This window comes from Pectobacterium carotovorum (genome assembly GCA_016415585.1).
Taxonomy (GTDB): Bacteria; Pseudomonadota; Gammaproteobacteria; order Enterobacterales; family Enterobacteriaceae; genus Pectobacterium; species Pectobacterium carotovorum_K.
Map to the genome: position 1 here is coordinate 39611 of CP066552.1, position 21208 is coordinate 60818.

Genomic DNA, 21208 nt, shown 5'->3' on the forward strand with positions numbered 1-21208 from the left:
ATCGCAGGGGCGGACACAGCCCTTATTGGGAATGATAACATCAGGAGTAGTTGGGTTTTATGATTGCGCTAATTCAGCGAGTCTCCAGCGCCAGCGTTACGGTAGAAGGCAGTGTGGTTGGGGAAATCGATAAAGGTTTACTGATCTTGCTGGGCGTTGAGCAGGGCGATGACGAACAAAAAGCCACACGACTCTGCGAACGCGTATTGGGTTACCGCATATTCGGTGACGATGACGGGAAAATGAATCTCAATGTTCGCCAGGCTGGCGGCAATGTGCTGGTGGTTTCACAGTTTACGCTCGTTGCCGATACGCAGCGTGGCATGCGCCCAGGTTTTTCTCGTGGTGCGCATCCCTCAGAGGCCGATCGCCTCTATCAGTATTTTGTCGGACAGTGTCGTGAGCAAGGCGTTCACACGGAAACGGGGCAGTTTGCGGCGGATATGAAAGTGGCACTGGTGAATGACGGCCCGGTGACGTTCTGGCTACAGACATAGGGCTGTAACGTCATAGCGCTGCGATGTCATGGTGTTGTAACGAGCTATCATCGTTGCCGTTCCGCGTATAAGTTTGCGTCAACAGTCTGATTTTATGAACCCTGATGTAATAAGGCATCTCGGTATAGAGGAAGGGTTATGTATCATTTGAGAGTACCTGAAAGCGCGGAAGAACTTGATGCGTACTATCAATTTCGCTGGGAAATGCTGCGCAAACCTCTACGCCAGCCGCTGGGCTCCGAGCGTGATGCCTATGATGCTCTGGCACATCACCAAACCGTGGTTGATGAACATGGGAGACTGGTCGCGATTGGGCGTCTTTCTATCAATGCGGATAATGAAGCGGCAATCCGTTTTTTAGCCGTTCACCCCGACGTACGAGGGAAAGGGTTAGGAACGCTGCTTGCGATTACCCTGGAGTCTGTCGCGCGTCAGGAAGGCGTCAAGCGCGTGGTCTGTAGCGCCCGTGAAGACGCAATGGATTTCTTCTCCAAGCTGGGCTTTGTTAATCAGGGGGAGATCACCGCGCCACAAACCACACCCGTGCGGCACTTCCTGATGATTAAACCAGTGGCGACGCTGGATGATATTTTGCATCGCCCTGACTGGTGTGGACAGCTGCAGCAGGCCTGGTACGAGCACATTCCCCTGAGTGAAAAAATGGGCGTGCGGATAAGCCAGTACACCGGAAAGCAATTTATTACCACCATGCCTGAAACGGGCAACCAGAATCCGCATCATACGCTTTTTGCCGGCAGTATGTTTTCTCTCGCTACGCTCACTGGGTGGGGGTTAATCTGGCTGTTGCTGCGTGAACGGCACCTCGGTGGAACGATTATTCTGGCGGATGCGCACATTCGTTACAGTACGCCAGTCAGTGGCCGACCGAACGCTATTGCTGATTTAGGGTCGCTGAGTGGCGATCTGGATCGTCTCGCGCGTGGGCGTAAGGCGCGCGTGCAGCTCAATGTTGAGCTTTTCGGTGATGATAATAAAGGGGCATTGTTCGAAGGGGTTTATATCGTGCTGCCTGCTCAACCGGATGCACCGCTGGAAGAGGGCGGGTCAGTAGTGGATTAGCCCGCGGCTAAGCATTATGAGAGCCAAGTATTATGACACTATTCCCATCGGTACATCATGCTTCACAATCGCTGGCAGTACCCTCGAAACACGTCGTACCCCGTGATTTTCACGGGGTTTATGATGCTGTTTCAGCATGCAACAACGTTGCGGATGTTTTGAAAGTTCTTATTTAAAAAAACGTATTTTGAAAACGTAATAATTACGGCGTTTCTGTCACGGTTCCCTGATGCATTTGCTGTCTGATTGGGTGGTCGTTACTATCCACACCTTGCAGCGTACCGCTTAGCGTCGGCTTAAGCGGTGTATCAGCGGCAAGTCGCCCATTCAACTGCAATTGCAGATTCGTGTTACCTGTCGGTGCGGTCGCGGGTTCTGGCCATCCCCAGCGCGTCAGAACATCCAGCGGTACAGCGCGTCCTGTCAGCGACAGGGAGAAATTGCGTGCCGGTTGCTGGTTGATCGTTGCCTTGGCATCCAGCATGCCATTTTGCGTAAATGCGCTGAGTTCGTTAATGGCGATCTGGTTATCGTCGGCTACCAGTGCCATCGAAGGACGGCGCACATCGACTTTATTGAACGTCGCATCGCTGGCATTAAGATTTAACGAGCCTGTCCACATTCCCCACTGGTGGTTGCGAGCCAGCAGCAAATCGCTGCCGTAGCCATCCAATGCGGTGAGCTGGAAAGGGAAATCCGGGTTGATATCGATCAGCAGATTGCGGTTCGCCGTGAATTTTCGCACATTCACTTCTGCCAGCCATGATGGCAATGTTGCTTGCCAGCGCTGACGCCAGTCGCCGGGGAGCGTGTATTCCATTCCTGCGACAACAAACTCATTCAGCTGTAAACGGTGGTTACTACGCAGCCAGTTGCCGTTGGTTCGCAGCAGACCCCCTTCCCAGCGCGTAGAAAACTGCTTGATGTTAACACCCGCCGGTGACAAATCCAGATTCACGATAGGGTCGATAAGGTGCATGTTTCCGTTCACAATGTCGGTCGCATTGAATGACAGTGTTCCCCCTTCGCTCTGCCAGTCATTCTGCTTAAACGTGACATTTTGCAGGGCAACATCAAGGTCAATAAACGCCCATCCCGGCCCTTCAATACGGGCATCAATAAGATCAAAGCGGTCAACCGTAACAGAAGGAAGTTCAGTAACGGGTTGCCAGAAGGCCTCCGGCGTTCTCTGCGTTTGCAAACGAACATTACTGAGTCGCAGGCTACCGATCTGCCAACTGCCGTCTTCTGCGCGGCTGGCATTGCCCGTTAGCTGCCCCTGAGCGACATCCGCGCCGAAATTGCTCAGAATCAGCTGATTGTGGTTTATTTCGCCCTGAACCAAGACCTGACTGGCAGGGATATCGTTGAGTTCGAGTGAGCGGGCGCTGAGCTGGAACTGTCCCTGTTTACCCAGCAGATAGCCTGCCTCGGGCTGCCACGGCATCATTCCGCCGTTGATCTGTTGACCATTCAGACGCCAATCGCCGTCCTTTGCCTGCAACGCCATCGCACGCAGCTGTAGCACATCGGCTTCGATAGGGAGTGTGGCGGCCTGTGAGGAAAGGTTTAGCGTGCCGCCTTCCAGCTCCAGGCTAGCGAAATGGCGTGGTTCGGTAATTTGACGGGCGCTAAACCCGGCTGAAACCTGCTTTGCAGTGAGTGTCGGCGGCTGATTTTTTTGGCCAAAACTGACATCGGTGAGTTGGATATGATCGGCTGTTGACCAGTCATGATTAATTTTGCCCAGTGACAACTGGTAGTCGGTATTCTGGTTTACCCAATTACTAACCCAGCCTGCTGCCCAACTGGTTTGCAGTAATACATATACGACCACCAGCGCTAAAAAGGCCAGCAGCAGTAGGGTCAGCAATAATTTCCCGATAAATTTCATCGTGTCAGTCCATGCCAATCGTCAGGGAGAACTGTTCTTATGCCGCAATTTCCCTGAAGGCTCAATAGGTAATGCTGTTACAGACAGTAAAAAGCGAGCGGTGTTGCATCACCGCTCGCTTTTACATGAACTGAAATTATTGCGGGCTGGCGCTATTTTTCTTCGTGTGGGAAGACGATATTCAGCACGATTGCTGTAATCCCGCCAGCGGCGATACCGGAAGACAGTAATGTTTTAATCCAATCCGGCGCGAACTGCAGAATCAGCGGCTGCTGAGATACGCCAAGACCAACAGCCAGCGACAGCGCAATAATCATGATCGCACGACGATTCAGTGGCTCACGGGACACAATGCGCACACCGGAGGCTGCGATCGTACCGAACATCACGATAGTGGCACCGCCCAGAACGGGCTCTGGAATATGCTGCACAAATCCGCTAACGGCAGGGAATAGACCCAGTGCGATCAGCATTAGTGAAACAACGAAGCCCACATAGCGGCTGGCAACACCGGTAAGCTGGATGACGCCGTTATTCTGGCCGAAGCAAGAGTTGGGGAAGGTGTTGAATACGGCAGAAAGACAGGAGTTCAAGCCGTTTGCCAGCACGCCGCCTTTTAAGCGTTTCATGTACAGCGGGCCTCTGACCGGCTGCTCGGAAACGTCGGAGGTCGCGGTGATGTCACCGATGGTTTCTAACGAGGTCACCATGAAGACCAGCATCAGCGGAATCAACAGGTTCCAGTCAAAGCCTAGACCGTAATGCAGCGGGGTGGGCACCATAATGACCGTGTCATTTTGAGCAGGGGCGCTTTCCGGCAGCATTCCCATCAACCAGGCACCCAGATAACCCACCGCCATGGCAATCACCAGCGAGGCGACGCGCAGGTAAGGGTTACGCTGGCGGTTAAGTAGAATAATAACCAGCAATACCACACTCGCTAATAGTAAGTTCTTGGGGGCGCCGAAGGTGTTATTACCCATTGCGGCATAGCCGCCGCCGATAGAGGTCAGGCCGACTTGAATCAGCGACAGCCCAATGATCATCACCACAATGCCGGAAACCAGCGGGGTAATGATGCGGCGGGTTAAATGCAGGAAGCGTGAAAGAATGATTTCGGTGAAGGAAGCGACCATCAGCGTACCGAACAGTGCTGCCATCATGGTGGGAACATCTGCTCCGCCGTTTTTCAGCGCCAGCCCACCCATAATCAGCGGCGTCACGAAGTTAAAGCTGGTGCCCTGAATCGACAGCAGACCAGAACCGACAGGACCCCAGGTTTTAATTTGTAGAATAGAGGCCAGACCGGAAGCGAAAAGCGACATGCTGATGATGCGCTGCGTATCCTCAGCGGGTAAACCTAATGCCTGACAGATCAGTAGCGCAGGGGTAATCACCGCAACAAACATGGCCAGCAGGTGCTGACTGGCGGCGAACAGCGTTTGCGGCAGCGGTGGCCGGTCTTCAAGATGATAGATGAGTTCACTGCGCTGAGGTGCGGCAGCGGCTTCTGTTTGGGACGTTTCCGTGGTGGTAGTCATGATGTAAGTTGGCGTTCCTGAAACGACAAAGAGCGCATTTTAATGCTCTCTTTGCCGAAAGCAAACGTTTGCTAACTCATCTTTTCGATATGAATTTTGTCTAACAAGCAAGGCCTTATTATTTAAGGGGATACTTTTAAGAAAAGTGAAGAAGCGCTGCTGCGATTAGGCGTTGGTGTAGCGTGCGCGCTCTGGTAGCCAGCGTTCGATTAGCGCGATGGCATGCTCGAGGTAGTGCTCATGAAGATGGCGCGCAACGCGCTGTACCTGTGGAATCAGTTCCTGATCGCGCAGGAGGTCAGCGACTTTAAACTCGGCATTGCCCGTCTGGCGCGTACCGAGTAATTCTCCCGGCCCGCGAATTTCCAGATCGCGCTGCGCGATGACAAAACCATCGTTGCTATCGCGTAGAACCTGAAGCCGTTTTTGTGCGGTCTTGCTCATCGGCGTTTTGTAGAGCAGCACGCAGTGAGATGCTACCGCGCCGCGTCCGACGCGCCCGCGCAACTGGTGCAGTTGTGCTAAACCCAGGCGCTCCGGGTTCTCAATGATCATCAGGCTGGCATTCGGTACATCCACACCCACCTCGATGACGGTGGTCGCTACCAGCAGTTGCAGTTCGCCCTGTTTGAAGGCTTGCATCACCGCCTGCTTTTCCTGCGCTTTCATGCGGCCGTGAACCAATCCAACCTTGAGATTTGGCAGAGCAGCCTTCAACTCTTCGCTGGTGGCTTCAGCTGCCTGTGCTTCCAGCAGGTCGGATTCTTCGATCAGCGTACATACCCAATAGGCCTGCCGCCCTTCCTGCTGACAGGCATTATTCACGCGCTCGATGATGTCGCTGCGGCGTGAATCCGGTATAGCGACTGTGGTGACGGGGGTTCTGCCCGGCGGCAGTTCATCAATGACGGATGTATCCAGATCGGCATAGGCTGTCATCGCCAGCGTACGAGGAATCGGTGTGGCGGTCATAATCAATTGATGGGCATGAAAGCCCTGTTCTTCGCCTTTTTCCCACAGCGCAAGGCGTTGATGCACGCCAAAGCGGTGCTGTTCATCAATAATGACCAATGCCAGCCCGTTGAATTTAACCTGCTGCTGGAAAATAGCGTGCGTCCCGACCACCATGGAAACCTGACCGCTGGCGATGGCATCCTGCTGGGCCTGACGCGCTTTCCCTTTTTGTTTGCCAGCCAGCCAGCCCACTTCAAGCCCTAGCGGTTCAAACCACTGACGGAAATTATGGGCGTGCTGTTCGGCCAATAGCTCTGTGGGTGCCATCAGCGCGACCTGTTTGCCGTTGGCAATGGCGCGTAATGCTGCCAGTGCGGCGACCAGCGTTTTCCCTGAACCGACATCGCCCTGCACCAGACGCATCATCGGGAAGTCTTTCGCCATATCCGTTTCAATTTCGGCTACGACACGTTCTTGCGCCTGTGTGGGTTTGAACGGCAGGGCAGCGAGCAGCCGTTGCTTCAAACCGTCTTGCGCCTGTAGCGGCGAAGCTTTATGCCGCTGCTCCCCCGCTCGTACCGCGAGCATACTCAGGTTATGCGCCAGCAGTTCTTCCATAATCAACCGCTGCTGTGCTGGGTGTTTCCCGTGCTCAAGCTCGCTGAGTTGCATATCCGGCGGGGGGCGATGTAACGTGCGCAGCGCGTCCGGCAGGCTAATGAGCGATCGGCTCAGGGATTCAGGCAGCAACTCATCGATGGGGTTTGCATCGAGCAATGCCAATGCCTGATCGGTAAGTTTGCGGAGCGTGGCCTGACGAACGCCCTCTGTGGAGGGGTAAACCGGCGTGAGTGATTCTTGTAACTCGACCTGCGTACTATCCCCCTGAACACGATATTCAGGATGGATGATCTCCGCACCGATTTTACCGCGCTTGATTTCGCCATAAGCGGTAACGCGCTGTCCCGGTGCGAGGCTGTTTTTCATCGCGGCGCTGAAATTGAAGAAGCGCATGGTCAGCATACCGCTGCCGTCGCTGATCTGGCAGGTCAACATGCGACGGCTGCCAAAGGTGATGTCGTTACGTAGGATTTCACCTTCCACAGTGGCATACATACCGGGAAGGAGGTCGCCAATAGGATAAAGATGCGTACGGTCTTCGTAGCGCAGAGGTAAGTGCAGCAGGAGATCCTGCACGGTTTCCAGCCCGAGTCGCGCAAGCTTCGCTGCCTGACTTGCACCCACACCGGTAAGTGTACTCAGCGGTTGGGTGTTCAGCAGGCGGCCTTTCATCAGCACTCCGAGGATTGCATCGCGGCCCACCACGGGGTATCCGCGACAATCTGACCCTGATGGTCGATATGGGGGCGAGGTAGCCCTTTGCGTTTTGCGACGCGTGCCAGTACCGGGTAGCCCCCTTCAAAAAGCAGACGCTGCTGCTCTTCTTCATCCAACGGACTGTCTTCACGCTGATACATACCGGCGATCTGGCGTTGGCGCTGGGCTTCATACAAGATCAATGCCGAGGCTACGGACACATTCAGCGACTGCACCATGCCGGTCATCGGAATGATGATATCTCGATCGGCCAGTTTGAGCGCTTCGGCTGTAATACCGGTTTTTTCTTGCCCGAGCAGAATACAGGTAGGGCGGGTGTAATCAATTTCCCGAAAATCGACGGCGTGTTCAGACAAATTGGTCGCCAAAACCTGCATGCCTTCGGCCTTCAGGTGACCAACCGCATCACCTATGTTGCGATGGGTTTTAACCTGCACCCAGCTATTGCTACCTGCGGCGGAGGAGACCAGTGTTTTCATCCGACTGGTGGGCCAAATCGCATGGATCTCATGCACACCGACAGCATCCGCAGTACGGATAACCGCAGAAACGTTATGAGGTTTATGCACCTGCTCCATGCAAATCGTCAGATCGGGCTGACGACAGTTGAGCATTTCTTTTATACGTGCATAACGTTGAGGGGTCATGACGATTAATTTCGGTTACGGTTAACTTTGATGACATCCGGCATCACGCGAATTTTACGCATAATATTGGCCAGATGAACGCGATCGAGAGTCGTGAGACGGATAAAGGCGCTGTATACGCGGCCATCCTTCTCTTCCGTGTTGATGCTCTGAATATTGGAATTCGCGGCGTTGATCGCTGCCGTCAGGTTCGCCAGCGCGCCCTGATGGTTGAACATATCCACTTTGATTTCGGCGATGAACTCTTGTTCCGTCACCTTATCCCACTCTACCGCCATGAATTTTTCAGGTTCTTTCTGATAGCCGCGAATGTTGCGACAGGATTCATGGTGAATAACTAACCCTTTACCGGGGCTGACGTGGGCAATAATCGGGTCGCCGGGGATGGGGCGGCAGCATTTGGCAAATGAGATCATGACGCCATCTGCGCCTTTGATCGGTAACTTGCGTAGCCCAGTTGTTCCCAGCTCAGATTGTTCGTTCAGCAGATTTTTCGCCACAACGACGCTCATGGCATTACCCATACCAATCTCTGCCATCAGATCGTCCAGCGTAGCGAGCTTCATGCGCTCAAGCTCAAGCTGAATCGACTTTTCCGGGATGTCGGAGAGTTTGCGGCCGTTGCCCAATGCGTGGTTCAGCAAACGGCGACCGAGACTCACGGAATCATCACGCTTGAGGTTTTTCAGCATCTGGCGGATTTTGGAACGCGCTCTGGAGCTGACCACGAAGTTAAGCCACGCGGCATTCGGTCTGGCACCCGGGGCGGTAATGATTTCAACGGTTTGGCCGCTGGTGAGCGACTGTGACAGTGGGTAAGGCTGGCGGTCGACGCGGGCGCCTACGCAGGCATGCCCAATATCGGTGTGTACCGCGTAGGCGAAATCGACGGGCGTCGCGCCTGCGGGGAGTTCCACAATACGGCCTTCCGGCGTAAAGACGTACATCTCGTCAGGGAAGAGATCGGACTTCACGCTTTCGATAAATTCGAATGAGCTACCGGCACTTTGCTGGAGTTCCAGCAGGCTTTGCATCCAGCGTTGGGCGCGTACCTGCGCAGTAGTGCTGCTCTCGCCTTCTTTATAGGCCCAGTGTGCAGCGACACCCATTTCCGCCATTTGATCCATGTCGTCAGTACGAATTTGTACTTCGACCGGCACGCCATGCGGGCCAATCAGAGACGTGTGCAGCGACTGATAGCCGTTGGCTTTGGGAATGGCAATGTAGTCTTTTACCCGGCCTGGGCGCGGCTTATACAGGCTGTGAACCTGACCGAGCACGCGATAGCAGGTGTCCAACTCTTTCACGATGACCCGAAACGCGTAAATATCCATGATGGAATGAAAACGCTGCTCTTTCAGGTGCATTTTGCAGTAGATGGAATACAGGTGTTTTTCGCGACCGCTGACGCGGCAGGCAATTCCGGCCTCAGTCAAACGCCCTTCGATTTCCGACAGGATTTTTTGAATCATTTCCTTGCGGTTACCGCGTGCGGCCTTGACGACCTCTTTAATGACGCGATAACGGTTCGGATAAAGCGCCTCAAAACCCAGCTCTTCCAGCTCGGTTTTGAGGTGATGGATACCCAGTCGATGTGCCAGCGGACTGTATATTTCCAGCGTTTCGCGGGCAATACGGCGGCGCTTGTCCGGACGCAATGAGCCCAACGTGCGCATGTTATGGGTACGGTCTGCGAGTTTGATCAGGATGACGCGAATATCTTGCACCATCGCCATGATCATTTTGCGAAAGTTTTCAGCCTGCGCTTCTTTCTTATCGCGGAACTTCAGTTTGTCCAGCTTGGACACGCCCTCTACCAGTTCAGCAACGCTTTTACCGAAAAGCTGTTCCATGTCCTGATAGGTGGCGGGGGTGTCTTCTATGACATCATGCAGCAGTGCTGCCATCAGCGTTTCGTAATCGAGACGCATCTCCGCCAGAATACAGGCGACGGCAACAGGGTGTGTGATGTAGGGTTCACCGCTGGAGCGAGTCTGCCCCTCGTGAGCATCACGTGCAACTAAGTAAGCCTGCTGTAAACGTTTGATTTGATCTTCTGGCAGATAACGTTGAATCAGCAGATTAAGGCTTTCAAAAATGTACAAGGGCGACTCGTGGTGTGATTAACGACGGCCTTCAGCAATCGCGGTAACCGCCTGAATCTCTGCGGCTTCCTGCTCTTGCTGTTCCTGACGGTCACGAACATCCAGAATCTGGTTGTTGATCAGACCTTCTTCGATTTCACGCAGTGCGATCACGGTGTACTTATCGTTTTCTTCAGGAACCAGCGGATCTTTGCCGCCAGTCTGGATTTGACGGGCGCGACGAGCAGCGACCAACACCAGGTCAAAACGGTTACCAATTTTCTCTACAGCGTCTTGAACAGTTACGCGTGCCATAATGTGCTACTCCACAGGAAATAAAATGACTGCGCATCATACTGAAAGAGGCGTCAGTCTGCCAATAGTTTGGTGATTAATGCATCATGCCGAACCTGTTGTCTGCTCAAACGCAGACGTTCGGCACGAATAATGGTTTTTAGATCGAGCAGCGCCAGATCGAAATCATCATTCACAATCAGGTAATCATACTCGCCGTAGTGCGTCATTTCAGCCACTGCCTGAGACATACGGCGGGCAATCACTTCATCGCTGTCTTGTCCACGCCCACGCAGGCGGCGAGCCAACTCTTCTTTTGACGGCGGCAGGATGAAAATACTGCGCGCGTGCGTCATTTGGGCACGGATTTGCTTGGCTCCTTGCCAGTCGATATCCAGAAAAACATCAACGCCAGTCGCTAATACCTGCTCAATTGCCGGCCGGGATGTACCATAGTAATTGCCAAAGACTTCAGCGTGTTCCAGAAACTCGTTATCCTGAATCATACGCTTAAATTCATCGACTTCGACGAAGAAATAGTGTTCGCCGTGGTTTTCTCCCGGTCGTTTCGCTCGCGTGGTATGCGAAATCGATACCTGAGTGTCGTAAAGCGGCTGAGTTTTTAATAACGCCTGAATCAGGCTGGATTTCCCAGCTCCACTGGGAGCAGAAACGATATATAACGTGCCTTGAGCCATAATGAAGTTTTATTAACGGTTACGATGGTGAATGGTGATATGCCGCAGAAAAATGCGCATTTCTCCGTATTATACACGCCTATATGTCATCAGTCGCGCTGCGATAAATTCTCCGCTGACTGTTTTTTCGTTATGCCATCAGGAAAACTTCTTTCCAACGTTTCTTTTTTAGATTGCGAAGCACGTTCCCATCTTTTTTATCGGTGCTGCAAACGATGAATCATCTTGCGGCGCGCTTGGCATCTCTCCTTTTTTCGCCTCGTATTTTCCTCTGCGTTGCTATGTACTGCGGCCCTTCGCTAATGGATGGCAGGAGGTTCTATGTGGCTCAGGATCCGTATATTTTTGATCATCATCGTCATGGGGGGCATTAGCAATTTCCCTGCCGTGGCTGCAGTGTGCCCCGATTGGGATAGCACGCGTTCCGGCAAAGAAATTGATGCATTGCGTCACCAGTTAGAAAAGTGGGATGACGTGTATTACACCGAAGGGAGAAGCCCGATAGAAGATGATGTTTATGATCAGCTTCGGGAACAGTTAAACCAGTGGCTAGGGTGTTTTCAGCCCCAAAACCCTATTCCCGTCCGGTTACCCGATAATGGCAAGCAGCCTCATCCTGTTGCCCATACGGGACTGAAAAAATTGTCCGATCGTAGACAGTTGATGCAATGGATCGCACAGCGTGAGGATTTATGGATTCAGCCAAAAGTTGATGGTGTGGCTGTTACGCTGGTCTACCAGCACGGTAAGCTCGTGTCTGCGGTTAGCAGAGGCAACGGTCTGCAAGGCGAAGACTGGACGGCAAAAGTGCGCCAGATCCCAGGCATCCCTCATTTACTAACCGATGCGCCTCCCTCATTGGTACTACAAGGGGAGCTTTTCCTGAAGATGACCGATCATCGGCAGCGTACTCAGGGCGGCGTTAATGCCCGCTCGGTCGTGGCCGGTGAAATGCGTCGGCATCAGCCATCTCCTGTGTTGTCGCAGATTGGTCTGTTTGTCTGGGAATGGCCGGATGGCCCAAAGACGATGCCTGAACGTCTGGAGAAATTGAAGGAAATGGGGTTTGCCATGGCGGCGGACTATACCCACGCTATTAGGTCATTCACCGACGCGGAGAAATGGCGTCATGACTGGTATCACGGTCCGCTGCCTTTTGTGACGGATGGCGTAGTTATCCGCCAGACTAAAGAGCCGCAGGGGCGCTATTGGCGTAATACATCGGCCGACTGGGCGATCGCATGGAAATACCCGCCTGTTCATCAGGTTGCGGAAGTGGTTGATGTGATGTTTTCTGTCGGGCGGACGGGTAAGATCGCCGTGGTGTTAAAACTCAATCCTCTTAAATTGGATGACAAATCGGTCAGTCGGGTGAATGTGGGCTCGCTGTCGCGTTGGAAACAGTGGGACGTGTTGCCCGGTGATCGGGTGAGCATCAGTCTGGCCGGGCAGGGGATTCCACGTCTGGATAATGTGGTATGGCGTGGTTCTGAGCGGCCTGCCATTGTTTCCCCTAATGAACATGATTTCCATGCTTTTAGCTGTTTTCGGTATAGCGCGGTTTGCCAGCAGCAATTTCTGGCGCGTTTAGTCTGGTTGAGTGGAGATCACGGTTTAAATCTGGCGGGAGTGCGTGAAGGGATGTGGCTGCGCCTGATACAACATGATTTACTGGAGGATGTGCTGTCATGGCTATCTCTGACGGAGGCACAGCTTAATGCGGTTAATGGCATGGGCGATAAACGGGCGCGAGATATCTATGAGAGTTTGCAATCGGCACGGCAGATGCCGCTATCCCGCTGGTTGTTTGCACTGGGTATTCCTGTTCCCCGCTCAGCAAGTCGCGCATTGGATAATGTAGATTGGCTGGCGTTACAGCAATGGACTGTGCAACAGTGGCGACAACTTTCAGGGATTGGAGAACGGCGTGCAGAAGAGATTATGGCATTCCTGAAACACCCCATCGTTGTGGAATTAATCACTCGATTACATCGTGAAGGCATACATAGATAAGCGGTAGTGAATTTTAAGAAAATGCAGGGGTCGTGCTTTTTATTTTTTCGTGGATTCATTCACATAAAAGGATAATCTTTTCCTGTTTTCTTCATGTAATCATAAGTAAAATTTACGAATTAAATGGTATGAGCCTATTTGCTGTTTGCGATATAGAAATGCCTGAGAGCCAGATTATTTCCGTTGAACTCAGGCATAGAGATGTTGTCGTATAGCTTCAGATAATAAGAAAGGTTTTGTTGGAGCACTTGTCATAATGAAGTTTGTAGCATCTTTTTCGCAACCCAAGTTATCGTTTGTCCTGGCAATTTATATTGGCCTTTTTCTCAATATCTCAGTGTATTATCGCCGATTTGATTATTTTTCACTCTCTGCTGGTAGCCAGGTTCCAACGTTTATTCCCGCTCTTGTCGAATTGACCGTGAGTATCTTATTCACCTTTTTCCTGATGAGAATTATTTCACTCGGGGGACGTCGTTTTTATCGGATTCTCGCGTCTCTTTTGGTGTTGATTTCCGTTGCTGCCAGCTATTACATGACATTTTTTAATGTCGTGATTGGCTATGGCATTATTGCGGCGGTCATGACTACGGATATTGATCTTTCTAAAGAAGTTATTGGTTTTCGTTTTTTCCTGTGGATGCTGGCGGTGAGTGCGCTGCCGCTGTTTTTGATCTGGAAGAACTCGCTGCGTCATACGCTGATCGAACAGCTTAAATCACCGGGAAAGCGTTTGGTTCCTCTTGTGGTTCTTGCCGCTGTTGTTGCGCTGGTTTGGATGCCGCTTCGCTATATGGACAACGTTCAGTCAGTGTCCGAGCTAGAATCCAATGTGGATTTACCCAGCTATGGCGGCGTAGTGGCTCACTCGTATCTCCCTTCTAACTGGTTGTCTGCATTAGGATTATTTGCGTATACCAAGTATGACGAGAACCAGGATTCCTCCAATCTTTTCGATCCGGCTCAGCATTTTACCTATGTCCCGCCGAAAGGCATTGACGATACCTACGTGGTTTTCATTATCGGTGAAACAACCCGCTGGGATCATATGGGGCTGTTAGGCTACGAGCGAGACACGACGCCAAAGCTATCAAAAGAAAAAAACCTGGTCGCATTCCGTGGTCAGTCGTGTGATACCTCAACCAAGCTTTCCATGCGCTGTATGTTTGTGCGAGAAGGCGGTACGGAAGACAACCCGCAGCGAACGCTGAAAGAGCGGAACATCTTTGCTGTAATGAAAGAGTTGGGCTTTACCTCTGAGCTGTTTGCTATGCAAAGTGAGGTGTGGTTTTACAATAGCATTGAGGCGAATAACTATTCCTTCCGCGAAATGATTGCGTCAGAGAAACACAATGACGGTAAATCGGTGCAGGATATGTTGCTGGTCGATGAGGTCAAGGAGTCGCTGGCACGTTACCCCAAAGGTAAGCATCTGATTGTGCTGCATACCAAAGGCTCTCACTACCTGTATTCCATGCGATATCCCCGCAGCTATGCGCGCTATCAACCAGAGTGCATGGGCGTTGATGCCTCCTGTACCCGTGAGCAGTTGATTAATGCGTTTGATAATAGCGTGCTCTATACCGATAGCTTTATCGATAGCGTGATCGATCAGGTTCGGGATAAGAAAGCGATCGTGTTTTATGCCTCCGATCACGGTGAATCCATTGATGATAACTACCATTTGCACGGCACGCCGCGTGAGATGGCACCACCCGAGCAGTTCCGTTCACCGATGATGGTCTGGACTTCAGATAAATTCCTAGCTGACGCCGATAATCAGCATGCGTTCGAGCAGTTGAAGGCTCAGCAGCGCGTTGGCAAAACACATCGTCATGAAGAGCTGTTTGATACGATTCTTGGATGTGTGGGATACACGTCGCCTGATGGTGGTATTAACCCTAAAAATAACTGGTGTCAGAAACCCGCTAATTGATATGAATCACGGACAAGGACGTCGGTTTCAGGCTGTAAATACAAGAGATGGATACTTTAACGGCAGCTGAAGTCCTTTTGCTAAAAAGGTATTGACGCTCTAATAAGGTAGCAGTAATATGCGCCCGCATTCGGCGAGTAGCGCAGCTTGGTAGCGCAACTGGTTTGGGACCAGTGGGTCGGAGGTTCGAATCCTCTCTCGCCGACCAACACACTTCCTCAGTAAGTCATTCTTAGTTTTTCTCCCGTTTCAATCATCGTCTATGCACACTATTTGTTTAAAAGTCTATGCACACTATTTGTTTAAAAATAGTCTCGTTTTAAGAGCGTTTTCGTTTAAAAAATAGTCGATTGTGAACGTTGTCCTTTATAAATACAGGGTTTTATCTCCGTGTTCTTTATCGTCGGAAATTTCCATATGCCCTCTATTTTCAGTTAAGAATGCTCCCAAAAATAGCGTGAAAAACCGCACGTTAATTATTATAAACAATACCTATCTTTTTGTTTTTTAATGGTTTAAATAAAAACAATTCCAGTTATTTAAGAATAATACTGACTTTACCTACCCGTATTTAAATGTAAGTTTATGTGCGGACAACATTCGCGATACTTATATATTTGCTTTGTTGAAGCCGTCTTTTTATTCAAATATGGAAGATGTTTCGATCATGAAAAAAACAACACTGCTACTCTCCACTTTGATTGCTTGTGCCATGGGAATGTCTGCTGCTCAGGCGACACAAACAGTGTCTTTGGGTTATGCTCAGGCGAAAGTTGATAACTTTAAAGATCCAAAAGGGATTACGGCCAAATACCATTATCAGGGCGATTCTGCGCTTGGTATTATCGGTTCTTTCACTTATCTGGGAGCAAAATAAGATTATTATGATCGTGACTTCAACTCCAATGATACGACTAAAATTAAATACTACTCCTTGATGGCTGGGCCATCTTACCGTTTTAATGATGTCATTAGTGTTTATGGCCTTGCGGGCATTGGTCACGGCAAAGTGGATTGGAAATACGATTACGGTACTTTTGCTGATTTTGGTAGTGAGAAGGAAACGCGCTTTGCTTACGGTGCCGGTATTCAAATCACACCCGTAGCAAACTGGGCGATAGATATTGGGGTCCGTTTGGAAAACGGAAAATATCCTACGCTAAGCCTGTTTTTTGTACAAACTACTATCCATTGAGCGTAATGAGCGGTATTTACCCTGTCCCAGCTTGAGATTTGTTCGCCAGACGTAATCCCCACTCAGATTTATGTGCTCCCATCCCAACGGGGACAGATGAGCAATAAGCTGTTCATTTACCTGAATCCCTTTTCGCTTCAGAGCATCAATGGCTCTTTCTATATATATCGTATTCCACAGTGAGATCGCCGCAGTCAGCAATGTCAGCCCACTGGCCCGGTAGCTCTGGTTTTCCAGTCCCCGGTCTCTGATTTCCCCCAGTCGGTGCATAAAGACTGCTCGAGCAAGGGCATTGCGGGCCTCACCTTTATTCAACCCTGCCTGTACTCGTCGACGTAGGGAAGGATCCCGGAACCAGTCCAGCATAAACAATGACCTTTCGATGCGGCCAATCTCCCTCAGAGCCTTTGCCAGACCATTCTGTTTCGGATAGCTGGCCAGCTTTTTCATCATCAGTGATGCTGTTACCGTTCCCTGCTTTATAGAACTTGCCAGACGCAGTACCTCATGCCAGTGGGTTTCAATTTCCTTAAGATTCAGGTTTGTTGAGGAGATGATTGACTGAAGCCCCGGATACAAGTCCGCTTTTCCATGAATAAACAGCCGTTTGTCATGAAGGTCCCTGATCCTTGGCGCAAAAGCGAATCCGAGCAGATGCATTAGCGCGAATACATGCTCAGTGAAGCCTGCGGTGTCGGTGTAATGCTCTGTAATATTCAGATCGGTTTCGTGGTACAGCAGACCATCAAGCACGTGTGTTGAGTCCCGCACGCGGCTGATGACTTTGGTGTAAAACGGGCTGTATTGATCCGAAATATGCGTATAAATCTGCACGCCTGGCTCCTGACCGTATTTCAGATTGACCTGACCCGCATAACGCCCATGACTCCCTACTCGAAAGTTCTGTCCGTCAGACGATGACGTTGTTCCATCGCCCCAGAATGCCGCCAGAGGTCGTTTTTTCTGGGCATTGACCAACTCGGCCAGTGCGGCTGAATAAGTTTCATCCCTGATATACCAGGCTTGAATGCCCTCAAGTGACGATTTTGTCGTTCCCGGGCAGGATTCGGCCATTTTTGTCAGCCCAAGGTTGATGCCATCGGCCAGGATGGTGGTCAGTAACCATTTTCTGTCTTTAGGTCTGACGTGATTATTTTTGAGATGGGTGAAATGGCGGGTAAAACCCGTCCAGCCATCCACTTCATCCAGCATTTCAGTAATTTTAGGGTGAGGGAGCATGCCATAAACCACATCACCAAAGGGGGATGCTGCTGAAGGAACACTGTTATCCAGCGGGGTAATTTTGACGCCTTTATCCGAGATATCAACATCGGGCAAATCACCGGCCAGCGCCATTGCATTCACTTCCTCCAGACGCGATGCCAGAAGCGTCATACGGTTCTCGATGTATTCATGGCAATCGATTGGAATAGCGAGAGGTAACTGGTTATCCCGGAGTGATTTTTCAAAATCGCCAGAAGGGATCAAATAATCATCGAAATTCCTGTAGCGACGAGATCCTTTCACCCAGATGTCACCTGAACGTAAAGCTCCCTTCAGCTCATTCAGCACGCAAAATTCGTAATATTTTCGGTCAATGCCGTTGGACGTGATCACAACCTTTCTCCAGCTTTCCGGGATGAACCCGGTTGGCGCGGAAGACGGTACTTTTCGGAGTTGCTTTCGATACATCTCTCTGACGGTATCCAGCGCATCACTAAGCTTCATTGCGGCGGGGGCTGCCCTGAACTGCAACGCGGACAGCATCCGGGGGACGTATTTACGCAGCGTGCTGTATTTTTCTGTGATCAGATGCAATGGGTCGAAGTTGTCCTTACGTGACAGGAACCGCGTCTCTTCCACGCTATTGATGAATTCCTGCCAGGGAAGGACGTCTTCTATTGCAGCCCAGGGATCTTCGCCAGATTCTCTGGCGTTAAGTAATGCCTGCCCGACGGTAGCATATTGCTTCAGCTTACTCTGAATCAGCTTTCCCGTTTGCTGGAGTCGTTCGGCCTGCGTGCGTTTTGCCCTGCTGAACAGACTGCCCAGAATACGCTCGTGCAGATCAATAACTTCGTCAGTCAGGGTGGCCCTGGCTTCTGATATGACACAAACCAGCGAGGCATAACGGCGAACATCCGTAAATTTTGCCAGATCCCGGCTACTCATTTTCCTGCCTTCGCGTGCGAGTTTCAGGAGCCGGTTCTGATGAACGGATAGCGCAATACCGACAGGCAGTGCCAGCGACTCTATTGCATTTAACCGGTCGATATGTTGCAGGACATTCTTACCATTAATTTTGCCCGGAGGCTGGAGCATCCAGGCCAGTCGTGAAGGCTGTTCACCCTCAGATACCAGCAGACGGTCCAGCGCCGCTTTATGTCCCGGTTCAAGCTGCGCGGTTAGCGCAGAAAATACCGCCCTGTCAGCAAGCGTTGTTGCTTCGGCCAGAGTTCGCTCGATGACCTCAACAGAGGGGAAAATCACCTTATTATTGTGGAGCCAGGAGAGCATTTCTTCCGCAAGCAAAAAACCTCTGTCTGTCCGCATGGCGTGGGGATAAAGGTGGCGAATGCAGGTTTTTTGCAGTGCCCGGTTGAATGGGGATAATTCCAGGTAGCGGTAGAGTTCAGTCAGATGCTCCCAGCGGGTGACCTCTCTTGATGCATACTCGGCCCACAAATCAGGCTGAAGTTTCAAATGCGCTGCCAACCGGGAAACAACACCGTCGTGAGGTGACATACTTTTGTCAGGAGGAAACCCCGGTCCCCGCAAATAGCAGAGTAAAACAGCAAATCCCAGGCGATTAGCGGGCCTCCGGTGTTTATTAATAAGCGCGAGGTCATTTTCACTCAAAAAGCACATGCGCGTTAGAAGAACGTCATCATCCGGCACAACCAGCAAGCGTTCTTTTTCTTCACTACTGAGTATTTGTCTCCGTGGCATAGATGCTTCCTCTGCATATAGTTGATTTGAGTTATCACTTCACACTGACCGAAACCGGTCGGTTTCGTACACCGATCGGACAATGTGTCCGAAAGTGAGCGAAATTAATTTCGTACATGCATTATAATTCGTACATCCATTTCGTACGGAAATTTGCACTATGTCACGGGTTTTTGCTTACTGCCGGGTCTCAACTCTGGAGCAAACAACAGAGAACCAGCGCAGAGAAATCGAAACTGCCGGTTTTGCTGTCAGACCCCAGCGAATAATTGAGGAACACATCAGTGGGTCAGTCGCGGCCAGCAAAAGACCGGGATTTATCAGACTGCTTGATCGCATGGAAAATGGTGATGTACTGATTGTCACCAAACTTGACCGTCTTGGCCGTAATGCGATGGATATAAGAAAAACCGTTGAGCAACTGGTCGCATCTGATATCCGGGTGCATTGTCTGGCACTGGGGGGAGTGGACCTGACCAGTCCTGCCGGAAAGATGACCATGCAGGTGATTTCAGCCGTGGCTGAGTTTGAGCGGGATTTGCTGCTAGAGCGTACGCATTCTGGTATTGCGCGGGCAAAAGCAGCCGGGAAGCGGTTTGGACGTCCTTCAGTACTGAATGAAGAACAGAAAACTACGGTGATTGCACGGATTAACGCCGGGATCAGTATCAGCGCCATCGCGCGGGAATTTAATACCACCAGGCAAACCATACTCAGAGTAAAGGCAGAACATCAATGACCCTGAGTCCTCAGCTGGACGGTCTGCTATGGGCCAAAAGCGGACATGAAGTAAATTGAATTTTTTAATCAAAGGTGAAATGGCTGGTTCATTTTATGAGTCAAAGTACATTCATGCCTGAATAAACAATTAAAAGTTGCTCTCATTTATCCTGGATAATGCTTCCATTATCAATGCGGGAACAAAGGAGCATGAAATACAGCTTCAATATTATGTCCATCTGTGTCCGTTACAAATGCTGCAAAGTAGCCGGCATAGTATTCAGGCCTGTAGCCAGGTTTACCGTTGTCCGAGCCTCCTGCTGCGAGAGCGTTTTCATAGAATTTTTTTACGGCATCCTCACTGTCGGCTCGGAAGGCGATATGCAGCCTTGCACTCCCGGTCTCACCTTCAGCGATCCAGACCTGTGGGCTGGATTTACCGTAACCTGACTTCCGACTATCAGCATCAGACATCTGAAACAGGCGGGTATGACCAAGCGCTGGCAGAACGGCATCATAGAATGAAATGGCTTTTTCATAATCGGATGAATAAAACAAAATGTGGTCAATCATTTCTCTAGATCTCTCATAATTGAGTGGAAGACTGCCCTTCCTGGACGTTAACGCGAGCTGTCAATAATTGCTCCGCCGTCGGGCGTGAGGCTGTAGCCCGTCAAAAACTGTGCGTCTTTACTCGCAAGAAATAGAACTACAGGCGCAATGTCTTCCTCCGGTGATCCGAAGCGGCCAAGCGCATTTCCTGGCGGAGGGACACTCACGTCATCGCCCCAGGTTTTGGCGACAGGAAGAACGTTGTTAACCGTAATTTTATCGCCCCCCCACTCACGCGCAGCGGTGCGGGTAAGTGCACGCACCGCTTCTTTGGCCATGTTGTATGGCCCATATCCAGCGAGCCCTACAATACCCGCCATTGAGCCGAAATTGATGACGCGCCCGCCGCTGCTCTTTTTGAGCCACGGATAGCAGGCCTGCATGGTTCGCAGATAGGCCACGGGCCCCATGTCAAAATTGCGCTGAAGCTGTTCCACTGAGAGATCCAAAATGGATGACAGAGGCGCACCCGGATCAAACGCGTTGTTAACGAGAATGTCGATTTGTCCATAGGCGCTAATGACTGTATTGACCATCGAAGTGATTTGTTCCGAATTACTTAAATCACATTTGATACCTATGGCAAGCCCGCCCTGTGCCTGAATCTGATGCACAACTTCATCAATGGCGCCTGGCGTACGCGCAACGACCGCAACCTTTGCACCTTCTTTGGCAAGAAGCATCGCCGTTGCCCGGCCAATTCCCCGACTTGCCCCGGTAACGATCGCAACCTTTTCACTTAGTATGTTCATAGAC

General features: G+C 51.0%; 15 protein-coding genes, 1 tRNA gene and 1 pseudogene. 7 read left to right on the plus strand and 10 right to left on the minus strand.

The window, feature by feature from the left end; genetic code table 11:
• Positions 1-59 precede the first annotated feature (59 nt).
• Positions 60-497 carry a D-tyrosyl-tRNA(Tyr) deacylase gene (gene dtd / locus JFY74_00180; GenBank protein QQG28538.1) on the plus strand — a complete coding sequence of 146 codons (438 nt, stop codon included), beginning with the start codon at positions 60-62 and terminating at the stop codon, positions 495-497.
• A 138-nt stretch (positions 498-635) separates the two neighbouring features.
• Positions 636-1577 (plus strand): fatty acid biosynthesis protein FabY, encoded by a 942-nt coding sequence (gene fabY, locus JFY74_00185; GenBank protein QQG28539.1) that lies wholly within the window; start codon positions 636-638, stop codon positions 1575-1577.
• Positions 1578-1779: 202 nt separating this feature from the next.
• On the opposite strand, the gene JFY74_00190 is transcribed toward fabY, so the two are convergent.
• From JFY74_00190 to gmk, 7 genes are all read right to left on the minus strand, one after another.
• Entirely contained in the window at positions 1780-3471 is a 1692-nt protein-coding gene (locus JFY74_00190; protein ID QQG28540.1) for an AsmA family protein, read from the minus strand.
• Between the two features lie 152 nt (positions 3472-3623).
• Positions 3624-5012, minus strand: coding sequence for a uracil-xanthine permease (locus JFY74_00195; protein QQG28541.1), 1389 nt, complete (start codon positions 5010-5012; stop codon positions 3624-3626).
• Positions 5013-5177: 165 nt separating this feature from the next.
• Positions 5178-7259, minus strand: a complete 2082-nt coding sequence (gene recG, locus JFY74_00200; GenBank protein ID QQG28542.1) for an ATP-dependent DNA helicase RecG — start codon at positions 7257-7259, stop codon at positions 5178-5180.
• Positions 7259-7951 (minus strand): tRNA (guanosine(18)-2'-O)-methyltransferase TrmH, encoded by a 693-nt coding sequence (gene trmH / locus JFY74_00205; protein ID QQG28543.1) that lies wholly within the window; start codon positions 7949-7951, stop codon positions 7259-7261. Before trmH ends, recG begins: the two co-directional genes overlap by 1 nt.
• A 5-nt stretch (positions 7952-7956) precedes the next feature.
• Positions 7957-10056: a bifunctional GTP diphosphokinase/guanosine-3',5'-bis pyrophosphate 3'-pyrophosphohydrolase gene (gene spoT, locus JFY74_00210; protein QQG28544.1), complete on the minus strand. Its 2100-nt coding sequence runs from the start codon at positions 10054-10056 to the stop codon at positions 7957-7959.
• 18 nt (positions 10057-10074) lie between these two features.
• Positions 10075-10350: a DNA-directed RNA polymerase subunit omega gene (rpoZ, locus tag JFY74_00215; protein ID QQG28545.1), complete on the minus strand. Its 276-nt coding sequence runs from the start codon at positions 10348-10350 to the stop codon at positions 10075-10077.
• Positions 10351-10403: 53 nt separating this feature from the next.
• The gene (gmk, locus tag JFY74_00220; protein QQG28546.1) at positions 10404-11027 is read right to left on the minus strand and encodes a guanylate kinase; all 624 of its coding nucleotides are present in this window, start codon (positions 11025-11027) and stop codon (positions 10404-10406) included.
• A gap of 321 nt (positions 11028-11348) precedes the next feature.
• On the opposite strand from gmk, the gene ligB reads away from it, so the two are divergent.
• The 4 genes and pseudogenes from ligB (at position 11349) to JFY74_00240 (ending at position 16105) form a co-directional block, all read left to right on the plus strand.
• The gene (gene ligB, locus JFY74_00225; protein ID QQG28547.1) at positions 11349-13040 is read left to right on the plus strand and encodes an NAD-dependent DNA ligase LigB; all 1692 of its coding nucleotides are present in this window, start codon (positions 11349-11351) and stop codon (positions 13038-13040) included.
• A gap of 256 nt (positions 13041-13296) precedes the next feature.
• The gene (gene eptB / locus JFY74_00230; protein ID QQG28548.1) at positions 13297-14976 is read left to right on the plus strand and encodes a kdo(2)-lipid A phosphoethanolamine 7''-transferase; all 1680 of its coding nucleotides are present in this window, start codon (positions 13297-13299) and stop codon (positions 14974-14976) included.
• Between the two features lie 131 nt (positions 14977-15107).
• Positions 15108-15184 (plus strand) — tRNA-Pro (locus tag JFY74_00235).
• 459 nt (positions 15185-15643) lie between these two features.
• A pseudogene (locus tag JFY74_00240) lies at positions 15644-16105 on the plus strand (Ail/Lom family outer membrane beta-barrel protein).
• A gap of 30 nt (positions 16106-16135) precedes the next feature.
• On the opposite strand, the gene JFY74_00245 reads toward JFY74_00240, so the two are convergent.
• A complete protein-coding gene (locus tag JFY74_00245) occupies positions 16136-19120 on the minus strand; it encodes a Tn3 family transposase (protein ID QQG28549.1) in 2985 nt (994 codons plus the stop codon).
• A 160-nt stretch (positions 19121-19280) separates the two neighbouring features.
• Here JFY74_00245 and JFY74_00250 point away from each other — a divergent pair, with 160 nt between their 5' ends.
• Complete coding sequence (locus tag JFY74_00250) at positions 19281-19859, plus strand: recombinase family protein (protein QQG28550.1); 579 nt, start codon at positions 19281-19283, stop codon at positions 19857-19859.
• A gap of 170 nt (positions 19860-20029) precedes the next feature.
• Here the strand turns inward: JFY74_00250 and JFY74_00255 are convergent, their stop codons facing one another.
• Entirely contained in the window at positions 20030-20413 is a 384-nt protein-coding gene (locus tag JFY74_00255) for a VOC family protein (GenBank protein ID QQG28551.1), read from the minus strand.
• A 47-nt stretch (positions 20414-20460) separates the two neighbouring features.
• On the minus strand, positions 20461-21204 hold the full coding sequence (locus JFY74_00260) for an SDR family oxidoreductase (protein ID QQG28552.1): 744 nt from the start codon (positions 21202-21204) through the stop codon (positions 20461-20463).
• Positions 21205-21208 lie beyond the last annotated feature (4 nt).